The sequence below is a fragment of the Shewanella aegiceratis genome (genome assembly GCF_019457495.1).
Lineage (GTDB): Bacteria > Pseudomonadota > Gammaproteobacteria > Enterobacterales > Shewanellaceae > Shewanella > Shewanella loihica.
Genome location: NZ_CP080416.1, coordinates 2,763,029 through 2,784,861, shown reverse-complemented (window position 1 = coordinate 2,784,861; position 21,833 = coordinate 2,763,029). Strand labels below are relative to the sequence as shown.

The window sequence follows — 21,833 nt, the reverse complement described above, 5'->3', positions numbered from 1 at the left end:
CTACTGAGTCTTAAACTACTGAGTCTTAAACTACTGAGCGTTAAACTGCTGGCCCGTGACGCCCTTAGCATCGTCACCCATGAGGTAGAGATAGGTCGCCATGATCTCTTCTGGCGCCTTGAGATCCTGTGGGTTCTCTGCCGGGTAGGCATTGGCGCGCATCTTGGTGCGGGTGGCGCCTGGATTGATGCTGTTGACTCTCAGGTTGCTGTCTTCATATTCGTGGGCCAGAGACTGCATCATGCCTTCGGTGGCAAATTTTGAGATGGCATACTCGCCCCAGAAGGCGCGTCCCTGACGGCCAACGCTGCTGGAGGTGAACAGGATAGAGGCTGCAGGAGCTTTCTTCATCACGGGAAGCAGCGCCTTGGTCATCATGATCTCTGCGACCAGGTTAACCTGTAGTACTTCTTTTACCGAATCCATCGAGATATGTTCGAACGGGCCCAGTACACCCAAGAGGCTGGCGTTGTGCAGCAGGCCGTCGAGGTGACCAAACTGCTGCTCTATGGTTTCGGCCATGTCCTGGTAGTTTTGCTCTGTGGCGCCCTTGAGATCGAGTGGCACGATAGCGGGGGTAGGGTAGCCGGCCTGTTCTATCTCATCATAGACGGCTTCCAGTTTCTTGACTGTCTTGCCCAGTAAGATCACCGTGGCACCATGTTCAGCGTAGGCCAGAGCAGCGGCGCGGCCAATACCATCTCCGGCGCCTGTGACCAGTATCGTTTTATCTTTAAGTAAATCTTTTGCTGCCTGATATTCCAACATGAGTCAATTTTTCCTGTTAGCGGAATTCCCCGCCATTTCTATGATTTATTTGAGCCTGAAACGAATGTTTAAAACAAATGACTGATTAATGACCATCGTTCTGTTGTTTGTGTGTGACAAAATTGTAGCTAACTCAATAATTTTGCGTTAACTTGAGTAGCCATAAGGACACTAAAAGTCCTATTGGTCACACAAGGAAGACTATTGTGACCAATTTTTGGGGAAAACAAAATTATTACAACAAGATTTGGGGAAAAAAGATGAAAAGACTCTTTTTGGGTGTCGCAATTGCATCCGCATTGGGAATGGCTGGTTGTAGCGAAGATAGCGTCGATCAACTCGCAGAGAAGACTGAGCCGCTAATCCCTCTTTCACACATGGTATTCGATCCTGCTAACAGCAAGGTACCATTACCCAACGATCTACTCTTTAGTGGCACCACCGACGGTACCTTGACCATGCCGGGCGAAAAAGCTGACGGCTCAAGCGATTACACCGACCCTCAGATGGCGCTGGGCGCACTGGACGGTTGGTCTACCACCTCTCCCATCTCTATCACGGTTGAACCTGCTACCGACCATGACGGTACCATGCTGACGCTGGCGGCTGCCTCTGTGGCCCAGCCTGGCGCGGTGCGCATGTTCGAAGCCACTGTAGGTGGTCCGCTATCATCGGATCCCGAGTGTCAGTCTGCGCCATCTGTGTCAGCCTGTAAGATAGGCAACGAGCTTCAGTTTGGCGTTGATTTTGTTGCTAGCGCCTCGGGCAACACTATCGCTATCGTACCGCTTAAGCCACTTAAGGCGGGCCAATCTTATGTGTATGCGACCACAGACCTGATTCAAGACTCGGCTGGCCGTTCTATTGCGCCGTCGACCACCTATGCCACGCTGAAACTCGATATCGAGACCAAGCCGCTGCAGACGCCAGATCAGCTGATGCTGCAAACGCTGGTGAACAGTTATGAGAAGGGCATGGCTGCTGCTCACGGTGTAGATAGCGCGACTATCAGCTATGCGGGCCTGTTTACTACCCAGGCGATCAGCGATGTCTATGAGACGACTAAGTTACTGATGCTGCAAGAGGGCACACCTTTTGCGCCGTCTATCTCTGTGCCTCAACCGCATCCGCTGGGGATCACCGTCGCTCAGGCGGCTGGCCTGACTCCTGCCGATGGCGTGGCCTATGTGGTCTCTAGCCTGGCCGATGTTTATGTTGCTGAACTGACCCTGCCTACTTATGGCGCCTGTAACTCTGTGATGTGTAATGGCATTAACGGTAACTGGCATGCGCTGGGCGACAGCCCTGTAGCCGTATTGTTAGCCCTGCAATCGGGTACCCTGAGTCAGCAAAATTACGGCGCTCAGGCCGTGGCGCACGGTATCGACCCCGCAGCGGGTCTGGCCGATCCTGCCCTGTTAGCGGGTAAGACCTGGCTACTTGATGATGGCACACCGGCCGATAAGGCCAAGCACCTGACTAAGTTCAACCCTATCCCTGCACCAACCGGTGCAGAGAAGGTTCCTGTGTTGATCTCTATGCCAAACGCCGAGCGTCTGGCGCAGTTCTACGCCTCTCAGGGATTACCTTTTACCCCGCCAACGGGTGGTTGGCCGACTACCATCGCCATGCATGGCCTGGGCGGCGGTAAAGAGATGTCACTGGCCTATGCCGGTAGTTATGCTGCCATGGGGGTTGCCACTATCGCCATCGATATGCCGCTGCACGGCGCTCGCTCATTCGACGCTAACGGTGACGGCATCTATGAGGTATCGGCTTCAGATCCAGCATTTGGCGCTGTGATAGGTAACCCTGATGCGTTCCAAAACGGTAACCCCTTGGTGTTTGTTAACATAGCGAGCACTCTGGCGGTACGTGATAACTTCAGACAGGCAACGGTTGACCATCTAGCGCTTCGCGCCGCCCTCACAGGGCTTGCCGGTGGCTTGGCCGCCGCGCAGATGCCGCAGATGTTCGATATCACCAAGATCAGCGCACAGGGCCTGAGCCTTGGCGCCATCGTCGGTACCGACTTTGCTACCTATGCTAACTCTGGCCTGAGCCATCCGGCTAACGGCGCAGACCTTAGCTATGTGCATAAGCTCAATGCGGTTTCTCTGGTTGCGCCAACTGGCGGCTTGTCGGGCACCTTCATCGGCTCTGCCACCTTCGGCCCGCTGCTGTTTGAAAACGTGACCGCCAGCGATACCTTCAAGGCATTGGTGGATGAGGCTAACGTTGCCGGTTATGAGCCTGGTACGCCTGAGTATGCGGCCCTGGTTCAGACTGTGTACGCCGAGTTCATTCCAACCTTCGCCTTCGCGGTACAAACGGCGGTAGATGGTGCGGATCCTATCAACCATGCAGCGACGCTTAAATCGACTGGCCTGCCTGTACATCTGATTGAAGTCGTGGGAGATGGCAGCAACTTAGGGGATCAGGTACTGCCGAATCGCGTAGACAAGTTCCCTGTGGCGGGTACCGAGCCGCTGATTGCCAACCTGGGTCTTGAGTGTATAGATACCACGACAGTTGGCTCTGGCGCCGTGCGCTTTAGCAAAGGTCATCACAGCTCGCTGATTAGCCCAAGTGAGGTTCCTGGTGTGACAGATGGTAGCGCCGCCGCAGCTACAGTTGAGATGCAGCAGCAAGTTGCCGCGTTTGCCCTGACTGCGGGTAAGGGCCAGGCAAGCGTACTGGTGCAGGATGATTCAGTGATTCAGCCTTGCGCGGTGCCAGCTAACTAAGCCTAAATCCAAAAAGGACTAAATAAAAACCCAGCCTGGCTGGGTTTTTTTATGGCTGGATTTGTTATTGCCCTCAGGGCTGATAGAATAGCGGCCAGATTTTAAAGGCCTGATCACGGAGCTGAATTTTGGAATTTTTGTACGAGTATGGACTCTTTCTGGCAAAAGCCGTCACCATAGTGGTGGCTATCGTCGCCGTTGTGGTGCTGGTGCTGGCCTCGGCGGTGAAGCAGAAGGCCGATAAGGGTGAGCTTAAGCTGACCAATGTGTCTGAAGATCTTAAGGCACTCAAACACGACTTGAAGGAAGAACTGCTGAGCAAGAAGCAGTTTAAGGCCTACGAGAAGGGCCTCAAGGCCGAGGCAAAAGCCAAGGAGAAGGCAGAGAAGGCCGATGGCGAAGCCGCGCCTACACCTCGTGTATTTGTTATCGACTTCAAGGGCAGCATAGATGCCCATGAGGTGGCGTCACTGCGAGAAGAGATCAGCGCCATCCTGGCCATTGCCGAGCAAGGCGACGAAGTGGTTGTCAATGTCGAGAGTGGCGGCGGCATGGTACATGGCTATGGCTTGGCGGCGAGCCAGCTCGACAGACTGCGAAGCGCGGAGATCCCACTGACCATCTGTGTCGACAAGGTGGCCGCGAGCGGTGGCTATATGATGGCCTGTGTAGCCAATACCATCTATGCTGCGCCTTTTGCCATCGTAGGTTCTATCGGCGTGGTCGCGCAGATCCCTAACTTCAATCGTCTGCTGAAGAAGCATGATATCGATTATGAGCAGCACACCGCCGGTGACTTCAAGCGTACCCTGACCCTGTTTGGTGAAAACACCGACGAAGGAAGACAGAAGTTCCAGGAAGAGCTGGAAGAGACCCATGTACTGTTTAAAGCCTTTATCAGCAAGTATCGTCCTACATTGGACATCGCCAAGGTGGCGACCGGTGAGCACTGGTATGGTCAACAGGCGCTGGATCTTGGCTTGGTCGATGGCCTCTCTACCAGTGACGATGTGGTGATGAAGCTTGCCGAAGAGAAGACGGTGATCAAGGTTCGCTATCAGCTGAAGAAGAAGATCGCCGACAAGTTTGCCCATAGCGCCTCACAGGCGGTCAATGCCGTGTTCAATCGCTTGGCAGAAAAGAATCAACCCCTTAACTAAGGGGTGTGACTTTCACCGGATAAAAACCCGCCCTCGGCGGGTTTTTACATATTTGTAACTTTTTATCCCTGCTGGGCTTTTACTCGTCTCTAAAATCTTATACAAAATACTATTATCCTTGGATGTTGTAATGATGAGATGACGAGTAATACCCGCTATCAGGCGACATTAAAAGTTGGCGATCAATCTTATCCCGCCTATGAACTGAGAAGCCTGGTTCATTTCCTGGCCGAGCGTTACGGCGAGCATCATGCCGAGCAGCTATGTCAGGAGATAGGCCTGGGGCTTAATGAGCTGGCCAAGTTAAACTTTGTCTATGTCTGGCAGGTGGATTACGCCATGGCCTTTTTGGGGAACTTAGCCGATGACCCTCAGATAGGTGCGCGGCTCGGCGAGACCTACAAAGTGGAAGAGCTGGCGCTTATCTGGCCCTATCTGGCCAAGTGTCAGACCTTAGGAGAGTGCCTTGAGTTTGTTATCGCCCATCCCGAGCTGGTGGGCAGCGTCTCCGATACCCTGGTGAGCCATGGCGAGCGATGCCTCTATTTTCGCTGGCTCAATACGGCGAAGATCTCGGCGCCCTATTTCAGCCTGCAGTTTCAAAACAGCGTCTGCTCCATGTTAGCCCTGGCGCGTCAGCTCACGGGGGAGATGGTGACACTCGAGCGGGTGCAGCTGGCCACTCCGGCCCATGACAGTGAGTTCCTGGCGGCCTTTTGCCAGGCAGATGTTGGTTTCGACGGCGAGTTCTTCGAGTGGGCCATCTCCCATGAAATGCTTTCGCTGCCTGTTGTGTATGACTTCTCCCTACTACAACTTGATGAGCAGGCCCTGCATGACACCTCCTTGATCGAGAAGGTGCTGGCCATCCTAAACCAGGATTTTCCCAATAACCCTAAGCTGGAGTCGATGGCGCTGAGACTCAACATGAGTGATCGCACCTTGAGACGACACCTAGCGAGTGCCGGCACCAGCTATCAGAAGCTGGTGGATCAGGTGCGCTGTCAGACGGCTATCGGCCTCATCGTTCAGGGCGACAAGAGCATAGTGGATATCGCCGACATCATGGGGTTCGGCGATGTGAGCCATTTCCGCCAGAGCTTCAAGCACTGGCTTGGCTTGCCGCCAGGCCAGTTTATTCGCAAGATCTAGCCTGCATGTTGGCAGTTGCCTAAACTTGGCGACAGGCTATCTATCCAGCTTTGTAGCACGGTCAACGCCTCCACATGACTCAGGCTTCGGCCAATAGGCGGCATGCGATCTTTGGGGGCATCAAGTATCTGGCGATAGAGCAAGATGGAGTGCTCGCTATCTCCGGGGATGATGTCGTAGGAGAGCCCCTTCTCGCCGCCGTCCCAGCCAGGTGGCTGCTTACAGATCCCATATTGATAGCTGGTATGATCCACATAGAAACCCAGGCGCAGCCCCGAGATGCTGGCAAAGCCTTCGGCCCTGTGACAGTGGGCGCAGTTGATATCCAAATATCCCTTGGCTCTAATGGTCAGTTCGCCGCTCCCATCTGTGATCGCCGGCGCCGAATCTGGGGCGCCGCCCACTGGTAAGCCGTTTAAGCGCCCCTGGTCGCGCCAATGCTTGAGCTGATTCACCGTCTGATTATCGACTAATACTTCATGGTTTAGCAGGTAGGGCTTGAGGCCTATGGGATAGATCTGGGCGCCATTGTCACCAGCGCGTTGATGGCACACCTTACATTCTGCCCGGCTGGGCACATGGTAGGTGAACTCCAGTTGCTCGCCTTGACGCGTCAGGCTGTGGGCCTGATTGGCGCCAGCAACGGCGAGGCGCGCCTCGCCGCCTTGCCAGAGATAGGGCAGCGCCGTCCAGCCGCTCTCGCGGTGGATAAGCAGCCGGGTCTCGACCAAGGTCTCGTTGGCTTCATCTGTGAGCTGGGTGTCGCTCGGCAGGGCAAAGGTTTTAACCAGCACAGCGCCTACCGGTAGGTTGAAGGTATCGCTCGGGTGATAGTCGATTTGGCTGCCATCGGGCAGGAAGATGAAACGGTATTTATGGGCGTAGTCGGTAAATAGCTGGCTGGAGAGTTCGTAGCTAAAACCTGGGCCATTAGGAGCTGTGGTTGGTTTATCAGGCTGCTGAAATAGCCGATATTGGGACAGAAGCTGACAATCTTGCTCCATCAGCGCCTGCCAGTTGATCTCCCCCTCCTGGCTATCGCAGATATCCGTAGAGGGATCTGTGCCGCCCGTCGGCGGGGTCACAGGTGTGCCAGGCTGGTTGGTGTCTGTGCCTGTTGGATTGGTCGAGGAGTCATCGCTGCCGCCGCAGGCCGTGAGGCATAGCAGCAAGAGAGCTAATAAAACTGGGCTCGAAAGCGGCAGCAAACCTTTTACTGGGCTGGTTAACATAGTTTCGGCTCGTGAGAAAAAGGGCCGCCAGATGGCGGCCCTTGGGTTGGGATTATTGAGAGCAGGTGGCCAGCGGTAATCGCTTGATCCACTCGGCAATCAATGCCGTGCCTTCGGTGTGGGACAGGCTGCGACCTATCTCTGGCATGCGATCGCCAGGTGTCGTGCTATCCATACGGAAGTGCAGGATAGAGGTCTCGCTCGAGCCCGGCACCACATCGTAGCTCAGCGAGCCACCGCCATAGGCGATTGGCGACTTACAGGTACCGTGAGAATAACCGCTGTCCTCCTCGTAGGTACGCCAGTACTCCAGCTTCAGGCCTGTGTTAGAGGCGTTGCCTTCTGGGCGGTGACAGTGAGCGCAGTTGATATCCAGGTAGCCCTTGGCGGTTTGCATCAGCTCGGCGTCTGTCATGGCTGCTACCTTGGCCTCATCGCCATCGTGGAAGGCGGGCACTGTGGGGATGCTTGCCGTGTCTGGCACGCCCTGCAAGATACCGGCGGCCTGCCACTTCATCAGCTGATTTATGGTGCCGTCGCTATAGGCGTAGTCCTTGTTCAGATGACGCGCCTTAGGGCCTATGGGCACGAATACCGCGTTACTTGCATCATCACTCTTAAACTGGTGACACTGCTTACACTGGTTCATGCTGGGGACCACATAGTCGAAGTCCAGCGTCTTGCCGTTGTGAATCACCTGCTTGGCCTGGATGGCACCGGCCTTGGCCAGTACCGCATCTGTCTGCTCTGCGTTAAACACATAGGGCAGGGCCGACCAACCTGTGGCGCGCTTGATCAACAGTCGGGTCTCGACCAGTGTCTCGTTGGCCACACCGCGCTTGCTGGTGTCGCTAGGCAGGGCGAAGGTCTTAGTGATCACAGTACCGACCGGGAAGTCCATGCTCTCGTTGGCCGAGTAGTTGGCTACCTTGCCCTCTGGCACGAAGACGAAGCGATACTTGCTGGCATAGTCGGTAAACAGCTGAGTGTTGAGATCGTAAGGAATACCGCCTGAGTTCGCCCCAGTGCTCGGATCCTTGGTGTCGGCAAACAGCTGATAGTTTGAGAGGTTAGGGCAGTTGGCGCCCAGCAGGGCATCCCAATTTACGCCCGGGGTGGTGGTGCTACACAGGCTAAGGTCACCATCGCCCACCAGGCCGCCTTCACCTTCGCCTATGGTGCCGCCACCACCGACCAGGTTACCGCCGTCACAGCCCTCGACATCGTCATCCACGCCGCAGCCGAAGATCTGATCGCCAAAGGTGACAGTATGCACAGGCAAACTGACCTGGGCACAGTTCATGATCTTATCCTGGGTCTTCTCATAGAGGACGTCGGCGATGCTGATATCTGTGTTGTTGTTGGCATAGAGACGACCGAAGGAGACATCGCCGTTATCCCGGGCACAGATGTTGTCGCTGCCATCATCGGCAAAAGGCAACTCCTTAAGCCCCAGGTAGGCGGCGGTGCCGTTGTTGGAGAGCATCTCACCCAGGCCATCGTAGAGGATCCCCGGGAAGGCGCCGTGGCTCAGGAGGTAGGCCTTGATGATATCTTCAATCAGATAGCCATTAGGCTTCTTGCCATAGTCTGTGATGACGTTGTCATGTAGATAGATGTTGCGCGGTGTCGGGCGCCAGCCATCTTCAATGGGCTGGCCCGGCTGGCCATAGTTGCCCACAAAGCTGGTCATATCCGGCTCGGCGATGAAGAAGCTGGAGACGGTCACACCTAAGGTGTCGTGGCCGGTGATCTCGTTGTTGAAGATCTCCACATCGTTGGTGGAGAGGATGATCACCCCTGTGCCCGGCGGCACGATATGCACTCCGGCAGGGTTAGAGGAGGCGTTGGCGAAGTTAGGGGTATTGTTGTTATACACCTTGTTGTTGAAGATACGCACGCTGGAGCCATATCTGTGGTTGTTGATCGGCAGATCGAATACCAGGATGCCGCCTGTGTTGCCCATGGCTTCGTTGTCGTAGACGTCGGCGTATTTAGAGTTTTCAATCTCGATACCGGCGACGTTTTCCTTGGCGATGTTGCGGCGAACCACTATGTACTCAGACTGACCCACATAGATACCGGCATCGGCGCTGCCGCGCACATAGGTGTCTTCGATGAGGATGTTTTCACACTCCACCGGATAGAGGCCGTAGGCGCCGTTATCTTCATCCAGCGCACCTTCCCATACGGTGGCCAGGCGTCTCAAGATGATGCCGTTGGTGTTTTTCAGCTTGATGCCGTTGTTCTTGGCCTCATTGACCGACAGATCCTGGATAGTGATGTTAACGGCGTTCTGCACGAAGATACCATCGCCGGTGATCGACTCGGAGAAGTCCAGCACAGTCTCTTCCATGCCGTAGCCCATGATAGTGATGTTCTTGGCATAGGCACCGTCACCATCCACGTCACCGTCAAACAGCAGAGTAGACTCTATCTTAAAGTGTCCCTTAGGCAGCACGATCACATCATTGCTCTGGGCGTTGATCAGGGCTTCCTGAATGCGGGTGGTCAGGTTCTCACCATCTTCGATGATGATGGCACCGACCGGAAAGCTTGGGCCGGGATCCGTTGGTGTGGTGGTAACAGGTGGTGTCTCGACGTTAGGGGTATCTTCATCATCAGAGGAACAGGCGGTGATGGAGAGGGCCACTGCACTGGCCACTAGACTTGGGAGCAGCCATGAAGGCATCTTGTTGAACATAGTATCTCCTACTTATTGTTATTATTCCCACTCTAGATTGCACTGGCGTACTAGATAAGCAATGTGAAATCCGGCCAACAAATCATTAACATCCGTAACAGTCAGTGGCTTAGTACATTTATTAAACAAGTGTTTGAGATAAAATTGAGGGAAAACAGTGAGGTGTGCGATTTATCAAACGGTAAAATTTACCACACTCAACTGGTAGGAGGAGTTGATTTTGGCGTTCAAGCCTGATAGGGAGCCTAAACCGTTAGCTTTAGGGCCGTTGCTTGGGGCGTAGGGCTTAGAGCTTAGAGCTTGGTGGCATGGGCGTAAGCCGTTTGCGGTAAATCGTGGCGAGGCACGGATAGGCAGAGGCGTAAGAATTAGCACGGGCTTGAGCAAGCAGGGCCTTGGAGACATCTGGGCGCAGGTTGGTGCACAACAGGAAGGGGAAAGCCAAGCCTACAGTCAGGGGGAACTGTCAGCACTTGGCGTAAGAATAAATCACTCGGGCAAACAGGTGTGCATACCGGGATAGCCTGCCCAAATGCGTGCCCGAGGTGATCCTATTCACTCGGTTGCTGCGTATCGATAAGCCAAGGGCGAATAAAGCTGACAATCTGTGGCTGCGCCTCCTCGTTGGGGTGTATGCCGTCGGCCTGCATCAGCTCGGGATGAATGGCTATCTCTGTCATGAAGAAGGGCACTAAGGTGACCCCTTGCTCGCTCGATAGCTCCTGATAGACCTGGGTAAATTGTTTGGCGTAACGCGGACCATAGTTGGGCGGCACCATTACCTCGCTGAGCAGCACCTCGGCGCCTGAGTCCTTGGCGAGCAGTATCATTTTTGTAAGATTATTTTTCAATTGCTTAGGCGAAAATCCGCGCAGGCCGTCGTTGCCGCCGAGCTCGATAAAGACCCGCTTGGCCTTGGTCGAGTCAAGCAGGGCGGGCAGTCGGCGCAGACCGCCCGCCGAGGTTTCGCCGCTGACCGAGCCATTGATTATGGTGACATCGGGGGATTGCTGCTGCAAAAGATGCACCCAGCCCTTGTCTTGTTCCATGCCGTAGCTTGCGCTTAGGCTATCACCTAAGATCAATATCGGGTTAGCATGGGCCTGGGGGATCAAGAATATGACAAGCAGGCAAGTGGCTTGCACAAAACGGCTTAAGCGACGAAGCGAGAAGGAATTTATGTTAGAAAATAGTGCTATCAAGGTCAGTGATCTCTATAAATCGGTAACTACCCAAGAGGGAGAGCTTACTATCCTCAATGGCATCAATCTGGATGTCAAGTCGGGGGAGAGTGTGGCGATTCTTGGCCCCTCTGGCTCGGGCAAGTCGACTCTGCTCGGACTGCTGGCGGCGCTCGACTCGCCCAGCAAGGGGGAGATAGTCCTTGATGGCGTGACCCTCAATGGTTTGGATGAGGAAGGCAAGGCCGCACTGCGTAAACAGAAAGTCAGCTTTATCTTTCAGTCTTTCATGCTGGTCGATACCCTCAACGCCCTGGAGAACGTTATGCTACCGGCCGAGCTGTCTGGGATCGGTAACGCCAAGCAGAAGGCGCAGCAGATGTTAGAGCGAGTGGGATTAAGCCACAGACTCAACCATTTCCCCAACCAGCTGTCGGGCGGCGAGCAGCAGCGTGTTGCCATCGCCAGGGCCTTCATCTGTGAGCCTAAGGTGCTGTTTGCCGACGAGCCGACGGGAAACCTGGATGGGGCCAACAGCGACAGGGTGGCGGACATGCTGTTTGAGCTCAACCGCGAGAGTGACACCACCTTGGTACTGGTGACCCATGATCTCCAGCTGGCCAATCGTTGTCAGCGCCGCCTGAACATGCAGGCGGGGCAGTTGAGTGAGGTGATGAGCGAAACTGACAACAGCGGCGAGCAAGAGATGGCCCGTTCGAGCGCAGCGGAGGCGAGTTAATGGAGTCTCGCATCGCATGGAAGTTGTTTAAACGAGAGCTGCTACAGGGGCAGCTCTTACTCATCATTTTGGCGATCACCCTTGCTGTATTGTCGGTATCTGGTCTTGCGCGGGTGAGCGAGCGCCTGCAGCTTGCCATTAACGGTCAGGCCTCTAAGTTTATCGCCGCCGATCGCATCATTAACTCGCCGGTTCCGCTGGACGAAAAGATCTTAGCCAAGGCCGACGCACTGGGGCTCAGACACGTTGCCAGCATGCAGTTTAACTCTATGGCTTATGCAGGTGATGCCTTTCAGCTGGTGACGGTAAGGGCGGTCGGCGACGGCTACCCCTTAAAAGGGGTGATAGAGCTGAGCGATGGCCCGACCGATAAGCTGCCCAAGGCGGATCAGATCTGGTACGAGACCCGCCTGGGTGGGATCTTGGGTTACCCTAAGCAGCTCGAGCTAGGTAATGCCAACTTCAGCCTGAGCGCCGAGATAGCCAGGCTGCCCGATGCGGGCTTTAATCCCTTCGCTTCATCGCCTGTGGTGCTGATGCGTCTGCAAGATGTGCCCAAGACGGGAGTGATTCAGCCGGGCAGCCGGGTGAGCTATATCCATCAGTTCGCTGGAGAGCCTGACCAGCTCAAGGCCTTCGAGGCCGAAGTTAAGCCGCTGCTCAACAACAGTCAGCGCTGGGTCGATGTGCAGTCGGGGGACTCGCCAATCGCCGGCGCGGTCAAACGGGCCGAGCGCTTCTTGCTGCTCGCCAGCCTGCTGGGGATAGCGCTTGCCTGCGCCGCCTTAGGGATCGCCGCGCAGCGCTACTGTCAGCGCCATTTCGACGTGGTGGCCATGCTCAAGACCTTCGGTGCATCGAGTCGGCAGATCCGCATTCTCTTTGGCCTGCATCTACTTTTAGTAACCCTTGCGGGTATCGCGTTGGGGCTCATAGGCGGTTTCCTGCTCGATACGTTGATCAGCGCCTATCTGCCGGCATCTATTTCGGCGTATTCGCCGCCGCTGTTTAGGCCTATCGCCTTAGGGGTCGCCACCGGGCTTATCTCGGCCTTCATGTTCTCGGCCTATCCGCTGATGAGGCTGCTGGCTATTCCGCCCCTGAGGGTGTTGCAGCGCCAGCTGGAGGGGATCCAGCTGGGGATGTGGCTGCACCTGGTGCTTAGTCTATCGGCGATGGCACTGCTTGGGTATCTCTATTCACAGAGTCTAGTACTTACCTTGACTGTAGTTGCTGCCGTCATGTTGCTCGGTGTCTTGCTGAGTCTGTTTGGTTTCTTGTTGATCCGCGCCGGTCACAGCGTAGGCATGAAGACCACCAATCCGATGCAGCTGGCCTTGGCGGGGCTCAGACGCCGCGCCAGGCAAAACGCGGTGCAGCTTGTGGGCTTTAGTAGCGCCCTGGTGTTACTGCTGACCATCATAGCGCTTAGGCAAGACCTGCTCGATGAGTGGCATAAACAGCTGCCCGAACAGTCGCCCAACTACTTCCTGGTCAACATAGCGCCCGAGGAGCAGGCGCCGCTGGAGGCCTACTTCAGCGACAATCGCGTCAAGGCAACCGATATCTATCCTGTGATCCGTGGCCGTCTGGTGGCGATCAATGGCGAGACGCTGATCTCTGCCGAGCAGGCCGATGAGGGGGCCCAAGGCCGAGTAGGGATTTCCCGTGAGCTGAATCTGACCTGGCGGACCTCTCTGCCGCCTAATAACGAGCTGCTATCGGGTCACTTTAACCAAAAGGCCGATGAGGTGTCGGTGGAGTCAGGCGTGGCCGAGCGTCTCGGTATTGGGCTCGGGGATGAGCTGAGCTATGTGATAGATAACCAGCCGCTGACCGTAAAAGTGGCCAGCATTCGCGCCGTACACTGGGAGACGATGCAGCCTAACTTCTTCATGATCTTCCACCCCGACGCCTTAGCCCCCTTTGCCTATACCTCAATGGCAAGTTTCTATCTGGACGATAGCAAGCGACCTTTGGTGATCGAGTTGATCAAACGCTTCCCCACGGTATCCATCATAGATGTTGGCGCCATGGTGAAGCAACTTAGGCAGATCATCGATCAGGTCTCTCTGTCGCTGACCCTGGTGTTGGTGTTGGTACTGCTGGCCAGCAGTCTGGTGATGATAGCGCAGACCGAGGCGGGAATGGCGACGCGTCAGCGCGAGCTGGCGGTGCTGCGCACCTTCGGCGCATCGGGTTGGTTGCTGCGAATGGCCACGGCACTGGAGTTTGCCCTGCTAGGGCTTATCGCCGGCTTGCTGGCCGCCATAGTGGCCGAGTTCACCATCTATCTGCTGAAGACTCAGGTGTTTGAGCTGGTGGTCTATATGCATTGGGATTGGTGGCTGTTAGCGCCGCTTGCTGGTGCGGCCATCGTTGCGCTGCTGGGCACCTGGCGTTGTCGTCAGCTGCTGCAGAAGTCCTGCCGACAACTCCTGCAAGGTTAACGGGAAGTAAAAGAGAAGAGCGGCGCGAGTGGTTAGCGCGCCGCTGGTTCAAAGTTCAAAGTTCAAGGCTCAAGGTTTAAGCCTTTAAGGCTCGAGGGGAAGACTTTAGCTTGTGGAGGCGCCAAATAGATTTGTCAGCGCGTCATCCAGATGGGTGTAATGAAAACTAAAGCCCTCTTGGGTTAGCCGATCGGGGTAGACATATTGGCCTTCCAACAAGAGCTGAGACATCTCACCTAGAGCCAGACTTAGGACAGAGGCAGGCATGGGCAGCAGAGTTGGGCGGCTCAGTGCGGTGCCCAAAGAGTTGGTAAATTCGCGATTACTGACCGGGTTAGGGGCGGTGGCGTTATAGATCCCCTGGCACTGCTCGTTATTTAACAGAAACAGTATGATGGCGATAAGATCTTCTCTGTGGATCCAGCTCATCCCCTGTTTGCCAGAGCCCACCACGCCGCCAGCGCCCAGCTTGAAGGGCAGCAACATCTTCTTCAGTGCGCCGCCGTTTAAACCTAGCACCAGGCCAATACGAATCACACAGACCCTGCTCAGCCCCTGGCACTGCAGGGCTAACTCTTCCCACTTGGCGCAGACGCTATGGGGGAATTTCTCCTCTTTGCCTGTGTCTTTGAAGTGGGCGAGATCGAAACTCTCATCCAGGTGCACTTGCTTGTCATGATCGCCATAGATGCCGATGGCAGAGCCGCTGATGAAGACCTTAGGCGGTGTCTTGCTGGCCTCGAAGAGTTTGGCCAAACGCGCTGTGGTATCCCAACGACTGTCGCAGATCTTCTGCTTTACCTCCAGGCTCCAGCGCTTATCGGCAATGGGTTCACCCGCCAGGTTGATGACGGCATCGAAGCCGTCGAGATTGGCTAGGGCGCCAAGGTTACCCAGTAACTTGTGTTGGTTACCAAGGGTGAGATGGGCCTTGCCGGCCGAGCGGGTGAGCAAGGTGAGTTGATGTTCGCCTTCCAAGGCCTTCACCAAGGCCTTGCCTATGAATCCGGTTCCGCCGGTGATCAAAATCCGCATGCCGACTCCAATTTTTTAGGGGATATCAAAAATATACACCATAGCGAGGGATTCGGATCACTTTTAGGCGGCAGGTAATTAGGGAATGGGTGAGGCTTAGCCCTTTTGGTAGCAGAGCTGCATCGAGACCGAATCGGCAAATCTCAGGGCGTGGGGCTTGTCTATCTCGACCGAGGCGAAATCGACCCATTCATGATCGCTGGCAATGCTTAACACCTGATCCGTGAGGTGTTCGAGCAGTGAGAAGCGATTGTTTTCAACTAAAGCAATGATTTTTTTCGTTATCGTGCGATAATTCAGGGCGTCTTGCATGTTGTCGCTGTTACGGGCCTTAGCGGCGCAGTAATGGATTTCTGCGTTGATGGTGACGTCCTGTTTGTTGTTGATCTCATCTTCCTTGATGCCAATGTAGGTACGAAGACGGAGATTTTTAATTCGAATGATGGCGATTTCTGGTTTCATGATCGTAATTTTTCTTGTGTAAGATTTAAGTTAAGCCTATCAATATTATGGGTAATTCAGAAGGACTTTATTTAGATGACTCGATTTGATAATCAGGGGGTCGCGTTTAAAGGTTTTGCCATCATGGCGTTTATCGTCGTGATTTTGGCAGGGATAAAAGCCGCCAGCCCTATCGTGGTTCCCTTTGTGTTGTCGGCCTTTATTGCGGTGATCTGCAACCCGGCAATCAATGGCATGACCCGCCTTAAGCTGCCCCGCGCATTGGCGGTGGCCATCATGATGGTATTTATCGTGCTGATGGGGCTCTGGCTGGCCTCCTTGGTGGGGAGCTCAATCAACGAATTTTCCCGTCAGTTGCCCCTTTATAGGGATCAGCTGGTGGAGCAGTTTTCCTGGGTATTGACCAAGTTACAGGCGCTGAATATCGAGGTCTCCAAGGAGCAGATCTTGGCCTATTTCGACCCGGGTATTGCGCTGTCGATGACCACCAACATGTTGTCCAGTGTCGGTGGCGTGATGGCTAACCTGTTTCTGATCATTCTGACCGTAGTGTTTATGTTGTTTGAGGCCCAGGACTTGCCCAAGAAGCTGCATTTCGCGCTGGACGATCCTGACATGCGCATCAAGCAGATAGACAAGTTCCTGCAGTCGGTAAACCAATATATGGTGATCAAGACGTTGGTGAGCGTGGGGACCGGCGTGGTGGTCGGGACGGGGTTGGCGCTGATGGGCGTCGATTACGCCTTGCTCTGGGCCGTTGTCGCCTTTCTGTTTAACTATATCCCCAACATAGGCTCTATCATCGCCGCGATTCCGCCTGTGCTGCTGGCCTTTATTCAACTGGGCCCTGCCGGGGCGGGGGGCACGGCGCTGCTCTATCTGGCGACCAATACCGTGATGGGTAACATCGTCGAGCCCAAATATATGGGACGCGGCCTGGGACTCTCGACTCTGGTGGTGTTCCTCTCCTTGATCTTCTGGGGCTGGCTGCTGGGTTCTGTGGGCATGTTGCTCTCTGTGCCGCTGACCATGATCGTCAAGATAGCGCTGGAGTCGAGTCAGAGTGGTGGTTGGCTGGCCATCTTGCTGGCCGATCGCGTCGATGAGACCCTGGTTAACGCCGATGCACAGGTTAATGCCGAGGTACAGGTTAACGCTGAGGTACAGGTTAACGCCGATGCTCAGGTAAGTGGCAAGGCCAGCAAACAAACCGATGCCGGCGAACAAGCCGACGCGGAAAAGTAGTTCATTATTCGATAAAGCAAATAGCATTAGTTAAAGCATAAAGTAATAGGTAAATAGCGTTAGATGGAGTCATTTAAGCAAGCAATACAGCAGGTGCAATTCTCTGATGAGGCCGAGCGGTTGTTTCATGGCCGTGGTGGTCGTTATGAGGGCGCCGAGCATCTGTGTCTCGACTGGTTTCCCCCTGTGCTCCTGCTCACCAGTTTCAAAGAGATCGATGAGGCGGCGCTTGAGGAGCTGACTCAGGCGATTCAGGCGCGTTGGAGAGAAGAGCAGGGAGAGCAGGGCTTTAACCTGGTATTCCAGCTCAGATGCGCTGGGCAGACCCAGACCCATCTGCTATATGGTGAGGTGCCCGAGCCACATCTGGTGAGTGAAAACGGGGCGCGTTTTCAGATCCATCTGCTGCGCGGGCAAAACCATGGCCTGTTTCTCGATATGCGCGCCGGGCGCGCCTGGGTGAAGGCTAATGCCGCCCAGGCCAATGTGCTCAACCTGTTTGCCTATACCTGCGGCTTCTCTGTGATGGCGCTACAGGGCGGTGCGGATCAGGTGGTCAATATCGACATGAGCAAGGGGGCGTTAGCCATAGGCAAGCAGAACCATCTGCTCAACGAGTTCCCCCATGGTGCACGCTTCTTGGGGCACGATATCTTCAAGTCTTGGGGCAAGCTAACCAAGATGGGGCCTTATGATCTCATCATCGCCGATCCGCCGAGTAATCAGCGCGGCAGCTTCGTGGCGACTAAGGATTATGCGCGCCTGCTGCGCCGCCTGCCTCAGTTGTTGGCGCCAAAGGGCGAAGTCCTGCTGTGTCTCAACGCGCCCGAGCTTGGCATAGATTTTCTCAAACAGCAGGTGGCAGAGCAGAGTCCGACGCTGGAGTTTGTCGAGCAGCTGGCTAATCCCGAGGTGTTTCTAGATAAAGATCCCGACAAGGCGTTGAAGGTGCTGCGCTATCGTCAGCGCCAAGCAGAATCAGAATAGGCTTTAAGGGCTAATGAGCCGCGCTCATGGCCAGATCTATTAAAGCCATGAGCCTCTAGTTTGTAGGGGTAGAGTTAGTAGCGGTAGAGTTCCTGAATCAAGGACTGACCGTGAGATTCGATGACCTGGGCTATCTGTTGGTGGTCCAGATTTTTTAATGCCGAAATTTCGTTAAACAGTTTCTCTTGTACGTCGAAGGGCATGGACATTGAGTCCATGAATAGGTGGATAGATAAGGTGTCTCCCTGCGTAAACAGGTCGGCTAGCCTTTGGGCCTCAAATTCGATCAGCGTGTTCATTGCATCACCTCACTCCTGCTTGCGCAAACGATTCGCTATTAATTAATTGATAGCAGTTCTCATTTGAGTCATTAGATCGTTTTATTGTAAAGAAAATGTTTTTTAGTTTTCGCAGCAGTAAAAAAATGAAAGACTTTCACCCTGACCATTGAATATTGACACTTTTAGGCGTTTTTTTGCTAAATGTGGCCACAATACTGAAAGTTTTCTGTAAGTCTCACTTTTTTAGTGTTACACTAGCGCCCATGAGTTAGCAGATAGTTGCAGCTTATACCCAAGGCAAAATGCACCAATAAAAAAGCATGCCTGTACCCTACACAAAAATCTGGAGTTGTTATGGAAGCCCGTGAATACGAGAGCGCTTATTACCAAGTACAAGATGAAGTAATTGAGTCATTACCCGTTGAGATGGATGACGAAGCGTTTTTGGATTAAGGAAATATCCAAACTGAATTTTCACTTAAGTGCTGAGTCTGACTGGGTGCGTTAAGTTGGGAGTCTTCAGACAGAAAGAGCAGCCCTAGGGCTGCTCTTTTTTGTGGTCGGTAGGTTTGTTTCTTTCTTATGCCGCTTTATGGGCGACATGATCGGCCGTGTTTTTGTAGGCTCGGCCTCTAAGCTCGATCTCTAAAGCGAGGCCTCCAAAGCTAGGCCTCTAAACCTAGGTCTCTAAAGTTAGAAGCCTGGCATCGGCCACTTCTGTCGAGACTAGCATTTGTTGATATTAGCGCTTGAAGAGACTAACGCATGAAGAGACTAGTGCTTAGTTGAGGTTGCCTTTCTCCGGCAGAATTTCCACTATCACCCAGCGTTTATTGACCTTGTGCAGGCGTATGGTGCGATCGTCTATCCAAGGTTGGCCGCCCTTGAGTCCCGTCATTTTGACGATCACCGTGACATCCTTGGTAAATTTGCGGAAGAAGTCGATATCTATCTCTTCGATCTCCAGGGTCACATCGCGCATGGAAAGGTTTAACACGTGGCGCTGCACCGAGGCGGCGATGTAGTAGTGCGACAACACCTTCTGCATCGGCTCGTCGACAAACTGCTTGGCCTTCTCGACATCTCTGTCGACATAGATGGCACGAAAGAATCCTAATGAGACCTGCTCAGGTGTCATGACGCCCGACACGGTTTCCGAGTCTGGGCTGCATGCCGTTAAGAATAAAATGAAGATAAAGAGTAATTTTTTCATAGGGTTTAATTGAAAGTCTTTGACCTAGTATCGCGATTCTCTAAAGCCTTGGCAAGCGGGGCGCGTCAGTCGAAAGTACTTGACTCTTAGGAGCTGGGCTGGCATATCTGAATGAACAAATTGTTACGGTTATCCACAGAATCTGTGGACAAGTATGTTGAAGAGTCGATGCATAACTCTTAAGTGACTGAACTTAATTGGTAAATTTGTGTGGTCATTTTTTGACGCATTGTGCATCTCTGAATATTTTTTAATCTTGCCAAACCGTTCCTGTATAAAAAAAGCCTGTCTCGTGACAGGCTTTTTCGATCTTACGGCGAGTATAGATTAGTTCTGTGAGGCTTGAATCGCCGTTAGGGCGATGGTGTAGACGATGTCGTCGACCAGGGCGCCACGAGACAGATCGTTAACCGGCTTGCGCATACCCTGCAGCATAGGGCCGATACTGATCAGGTCCGCACTACGCTGAACCGCCTTGTAGGTGGTGTTACCTGTGTTCAGATCTGGGAAGACGAACACGGTTGCCTGACCGGCCACAGGGCTGTTAGGCGCCTTAGACTGAGCCACGTTTGGCATCACGGCGGCGTCGTATTGCAGTGGACCGTCGATCACCAGCTCAGGGCGTTTCTCCTTGGCGATACGGGTTGCTTCACGCACCTTATCGACGTCTGAACCTGTGCCTGAGCTACCAGTTGAGTAGCTGATCATAGCAACCTTAGGCTCGATGCCGAAGGCGGCGGCGCTGTCTGCCGACTGAATGGCAATATCCGCCAGCTGCTCGGCGTTTGGATCTGGGTTGATGGCACAGTCACCATAAACCAGTACCTGATCCGGCATCAGCATGAAGAAGATAGAGGAAACCAGGCTAGAACCCGGCGCCGTCTTGATCAGCTGTAGTGGCGGACGTATGGTGTTGGCGGTGGTGTTTACCGCACCAGAGACGATACCGTCGACTTCACCCTGGGCCAACATCATGGTACCCAGTACCATGTTGTCTTCAAGCTGCTCACGGGCGACCACTTCTGTCATGCCTTTGTGGCGACGCAGTTCAACCATAGGCGCAACATAGCGCTCACGAGCGGTTTCAGGCTCGATGATTTCAACGCCTTCGCCCAGGGTTACCCCCTGTTGGCTGGCGATACGCTGGATCTCTTCACGGTTACCAATAAGCACACAGCGGGCGATACCACGCTCGGCGCAGATGGCGGCCGCCTCGATGGTTCTTGGTTCGTCACCCTCAGGCAGAACCACTGTCTTGGCCGCAGCGCGGGCAAGTTCGGTGAGCTTGTAGCGGAACGCTGGTGGCGACAGTCTGTGCTCACGCGGTGAGTTCATGGTGACGCTTTCTACCCAGCTCTGGTCGATATGGCTGGCAACATATTCCTGCACCTCTTCGATACGCACGGCATCATCCACAGGCACCTCATGGTCGAAGCGCTGGATGTTGAGCGAGGTCTGCCAGGTGTTGGTGTCGATCAAGAATACCGGCAGGCCTGTCTCGAAGGCTTGCTCACACAGGGCCATGATCTCAGGCTCTGGCTCGTAGCTACCTGTCAGTAGCAGTGCACCCACCTTGACGCCGTTCATCGCCGCCAGACAGGCAGAGACGATCACGTCCGAGCGGTCGCCCGAGGTCACTAGCAGAGAGTCTGTCTTGATGTGGGTAACCATGTTAGGAATACTGCGGGCGCAGAAGGTGACCTTGCGCAGACGACGGGTATTCATCTCACCGGCGTTGATGATGCGGGCACTCAAGTGCTTGGCCAAATCTGAGGCGCGTGGGGCGACCAGATTCAGGTTATATGGCACGCTACCTAAGATACGTAACTTGCTCTTACCTGGAAGCTGGAACATGCTAGCGGCGTCTGGACGCTGCACATCCTGGTGATCGAACACCTCTGACAGATCCGGGCGGGCACGGCCTTCATCGTCTACCGGGGCACCAATCTTGTTGATGATGGCGCCGATGAGGCGTTTGTTCTTGCTGCCACCCCAAGCGTTGTGGGCGATCTCGAGACGATTCATCAAGGCAGTCGGGGTTTCGTTACCCGGCGCGGCGACGAAGATGATGTCTGCATCCAGTGCCTTGGCGATCTCATAGTTGATGTCATCAGAGAAAGGGTGGTTGCGGGTTTGCACCAGACCTTCGACGATCAGAGTCTCGCTTGGGTCGGCACACTCGGTTGCGCGGGCGATGATCTGCTCCATCAAGACATCAGTCTGATCGGTGCGGATCAAGTGCTCGGCGTGAGCCATGTCGAAGGGCTCGAGCGGATTAACCGTCGGCGACTTGCTTAGGATGGTGGTCGAACGCTCAGGGCCCTTATCGGTTGGGCGCTGCTGGGCGATAGGCTTGAAGAATCTCACCTTTACCCCGTGGCGCTCCAGCGCGCGTACCATGCCTAGACTGATAGAAGTCAGGCCGACGCCGGTACCATTGGGGATGAGCATAATATTGCGAGACATAGTTACCTCTT

General features: G+C 54.4%; 16 protein-coding genes. 7 read left to right on the top strand and 9 right to left on the bottom strand.

All coding sequences use genetic code 11. The features are described 5' to 3' along the window. Positions 1 to 30 precede the first annotated feature (30 nt). The gene (locus K0H80_RS12305; protein ID WP_011866206.1) at positions 31 to 768 is read right to left on the bottom strand and encodes a YciK family oxidoreductase; all 738 of its coding nucleotides are present in this window, start codon (positions 766 to 768) and stop codon (positions 31 to 33) included. A 260-nt stretch (positions 769 to 1,028) separates the two neighbouring features. Here K0H80_RS12305 and K0H80_RS12300 point away from each other — a divergent pair, with 260 nt between their 5' ends. From K0H80_RS12300 to K0H80_RS12290, 3 genes are all read left to right on the top strand, one after another. Further along, the gene (locus K0H80_RS12300) at positions 1,029 to 3,515 is read left to right on the top strand and encodes a VolA/Pla-1 family phospholipase (protein ID WP_220071768.1); all 2,487 of its coding nucleotides are present in this window, start codon (positions 1,029 to 1,031) and stop codon (positions 3,513 to 3,515) included. A 128-nt stretch (positions 3,516 to 3,643) separates the two neighbouring features. Further along, positions 3,644 to 4,675 (top strand): protease SohB, encoded by a 1,032-nt coding sequence (gene sohB / locus K0H80_RS12295; RefSeq protein WP_220071767.1) that lies wholly within the window; start codon positions 3,644 to 3,646, stop codon positions 4,673 to 4,675. A gap of 138 nt (positions 4,676 to 4,813) precedes the next feature. Then, positions 4,814 to 5,827, top strand: coding sequence for a helix-turn-helix transcriptional regulator (locus tag K0H80_RS12290; RefSeq protein ID WP_220071766.1), 1,014 nt, complete (start codon positions 4,814 to 4,816; stop codon positions 5,825 to 5,827). Here K0H80_RS12290 and K0H80_RS12285 read toward each other — a convergent pair. From K0H80_RS12285 to K0H80_RS12275, 3 genes are all read right to left on the bottom strand, one after another. Next, positions 5,824 to 7,059, bottom strand: a complete 1,236-nt coding sequence (locus tag K0H80_RS12285) for an SO2930 family diheme c-type cytochrome (protein ID WP_220071765.1) — start codon at positions 7,057 to 7,059, stop codon at positions 5,824 to 5,826. The genes K0H80_RS12290 and K0H80_RS12285 overlap by 4 nt on opposite strands. A 52-nt stretch (positions 7,060 to 7,111) precedes the next feature. Next, on the bottom strand, positions 7,112 to 9,763 hold the full coding sequence (locus tag K0H80_RS12280; protein WP_220071764.1) for a parallel beta-helix domain-containing protein: 2,652 nt from the start codon (positions 9,761 to 9,763) through the stop codon (positions 7,112 to 7,114). Between the two features lie 551 nt (positions 9,764 to 10,314). Further along, complete coding sequence (locus K0H80_RS12275; RefSeq protein ID WP_220071763.1) at positions 10,315 to 10,908, bottom strand: arylesterase; 594 nt, start codon at positions 10,906 to 10,908, stop codon at positions 10,315 to 10,317. A gap of 34 nt (positions 10,909 to 10,942) precedes the next feature. Between K0H80_RS12275 and K0H80_RS12270 the strand changes: the two genes are divergently transcribed. Together K0H80_RS12270 and K0H80_RS12265 are read left to right on the top strand one after the other, a co-directional pair. Continuing rightward, positions 10,943 to 11,683 carry an ABC transporter ATP-binding protein gene (locus tag K0H80_RS12270; RefSeq protein ID WP_220071762.1) on the top strand — a complete coding sequence of 247 codons (741 nt, stop codon included), beginning with the start codon at positions 10,943 to 10,945 and terminating at the stop codon, positions 11,681 to 11,683. Continuing rightward, on the top strand, positions 11,683 to 14,133 hold the full coding sequence (locus K0H80_RS12265; protein ID WP_220071761.1) for an ABC transporter permease: 2,451 nt from the start codon (positions 11,683 to 11,685) through the stop codon (positions 14,131 to 14,133). The genes K0H80_RS12270 and K0H80_RS12265 overlap by 1 nt, the downstream gene beginning before the upstream one ends. A gap of 105 nt (positions 14,134 to 14,238) precedes the next feature. Here K0H80_RS12265 and K0H80_RS12260 read toward each other — a convergent pair whose 3' ends face one another. Together K0H80_RS12260 and folX are read right to left on the bottom strand one after the other, a co-directional pair. Next, positions 14,239 to 15,168, bottom strand: a complete 930-nt coding sequence (locus K0H80_RS12260; RefSeq protein WP_220071760.1) for a TIGR01777 family oxidoreductase — start codon at positions 15,166 to 15,168, stop codon at positions 14,239 to 14,241. 96 nt (positions 15,169 to 15,264) lie between these two features. After that, entirely contained in the window at positions 15,265 to 15,630 is a 366-nt protein-coding gene (folX, locus tag K0H80_RS12255; RefSeq protein ID WP_011866196.1) for a dihydroneopterin triphosphate 2'-epimerase, read from the bottom strand. A gap of 75 nt (positions 15,631 to 15,705) precedes the next feature. Between folX and K0H80_RS12250 the strand changes: the two genes are divergently transcribed. Beyond that, positions 15,706 to 16,875 carry an AI-2E family transporter gene (locus K0H80_RS12250; RefSeq protein WP_220071759.1) on the top strand — a complete coding sequence of 390 codons (1,170 nt, stop codon included), beginning with the start codon at positions 15,706 to 15,708 and terminating at the stop codon, positions 16,873 to 16,875. A gap of 63 nt (positions 16,876 to 16,938) precedes the next feature. Further along, on the top strand, positions 16,939 to 17,862 hold the full coding sequence (locus tag K0H80_RS12245; protein WP_220071758.1) for a class I SAM-dependent methyltransferase: 924 nt from the start codon (positions 16,939 to 16,941) through the stop codon (positions 17,860 to 17,862). A gap of 74 nt (positions 17,863 to 17,936) precedes the next feature. On the opposite strand, the gene K0H80_RS12240 is transcribed toward K0H80_RS12245, so the two are convergent. From K0H80_RS12240 to pta, 3 genes are all read right to left on the bottom strand, one after another. Then, positions 17,937 to 18,161 carry a hypothetical protein gene (locus K0H80_RS12240; RefSeq protein ID WP_011866193.1) on the bottom strand — a complete coding sequence of 75 codons (225 nt, stop codon included), beginning with the start codon at positions 18,159 to 18,161 and terminating at the stop codon, positions 17,937 to 17,939. 763 nt (positions 18,162 to 18,924) lie between these two features. Then, the gene (locus K0H80_RS12235; RefSeq protein WP_011866192.1) at positions 18,925 to 19,356 is read right to left on the bottom strand and encodes a hypothetical protein; all 432 of its coding nucleotides are present in this window, start codon (positions 19,354 to 19,356) and stop codon (positions 18,925 to 18,927) included. A gap of 327 nt (positions 19,357 to 19,683) precedes the next feature. Beyond that, positions 19,684 to 21,822 (bottom strand): phosphate acetyltransferase, encoded by a 2,139-nt coding sequence (gene pta, locus K0H80_RS12230; protein WP_220071757.1) that lies wholly within the window; start codon positions 21,820 to 21,822, stop codon positions 19,684 to 19,686. Between the last annotated feature and the right edge of the window lie 11 nt (positions 21,823 to 21,833).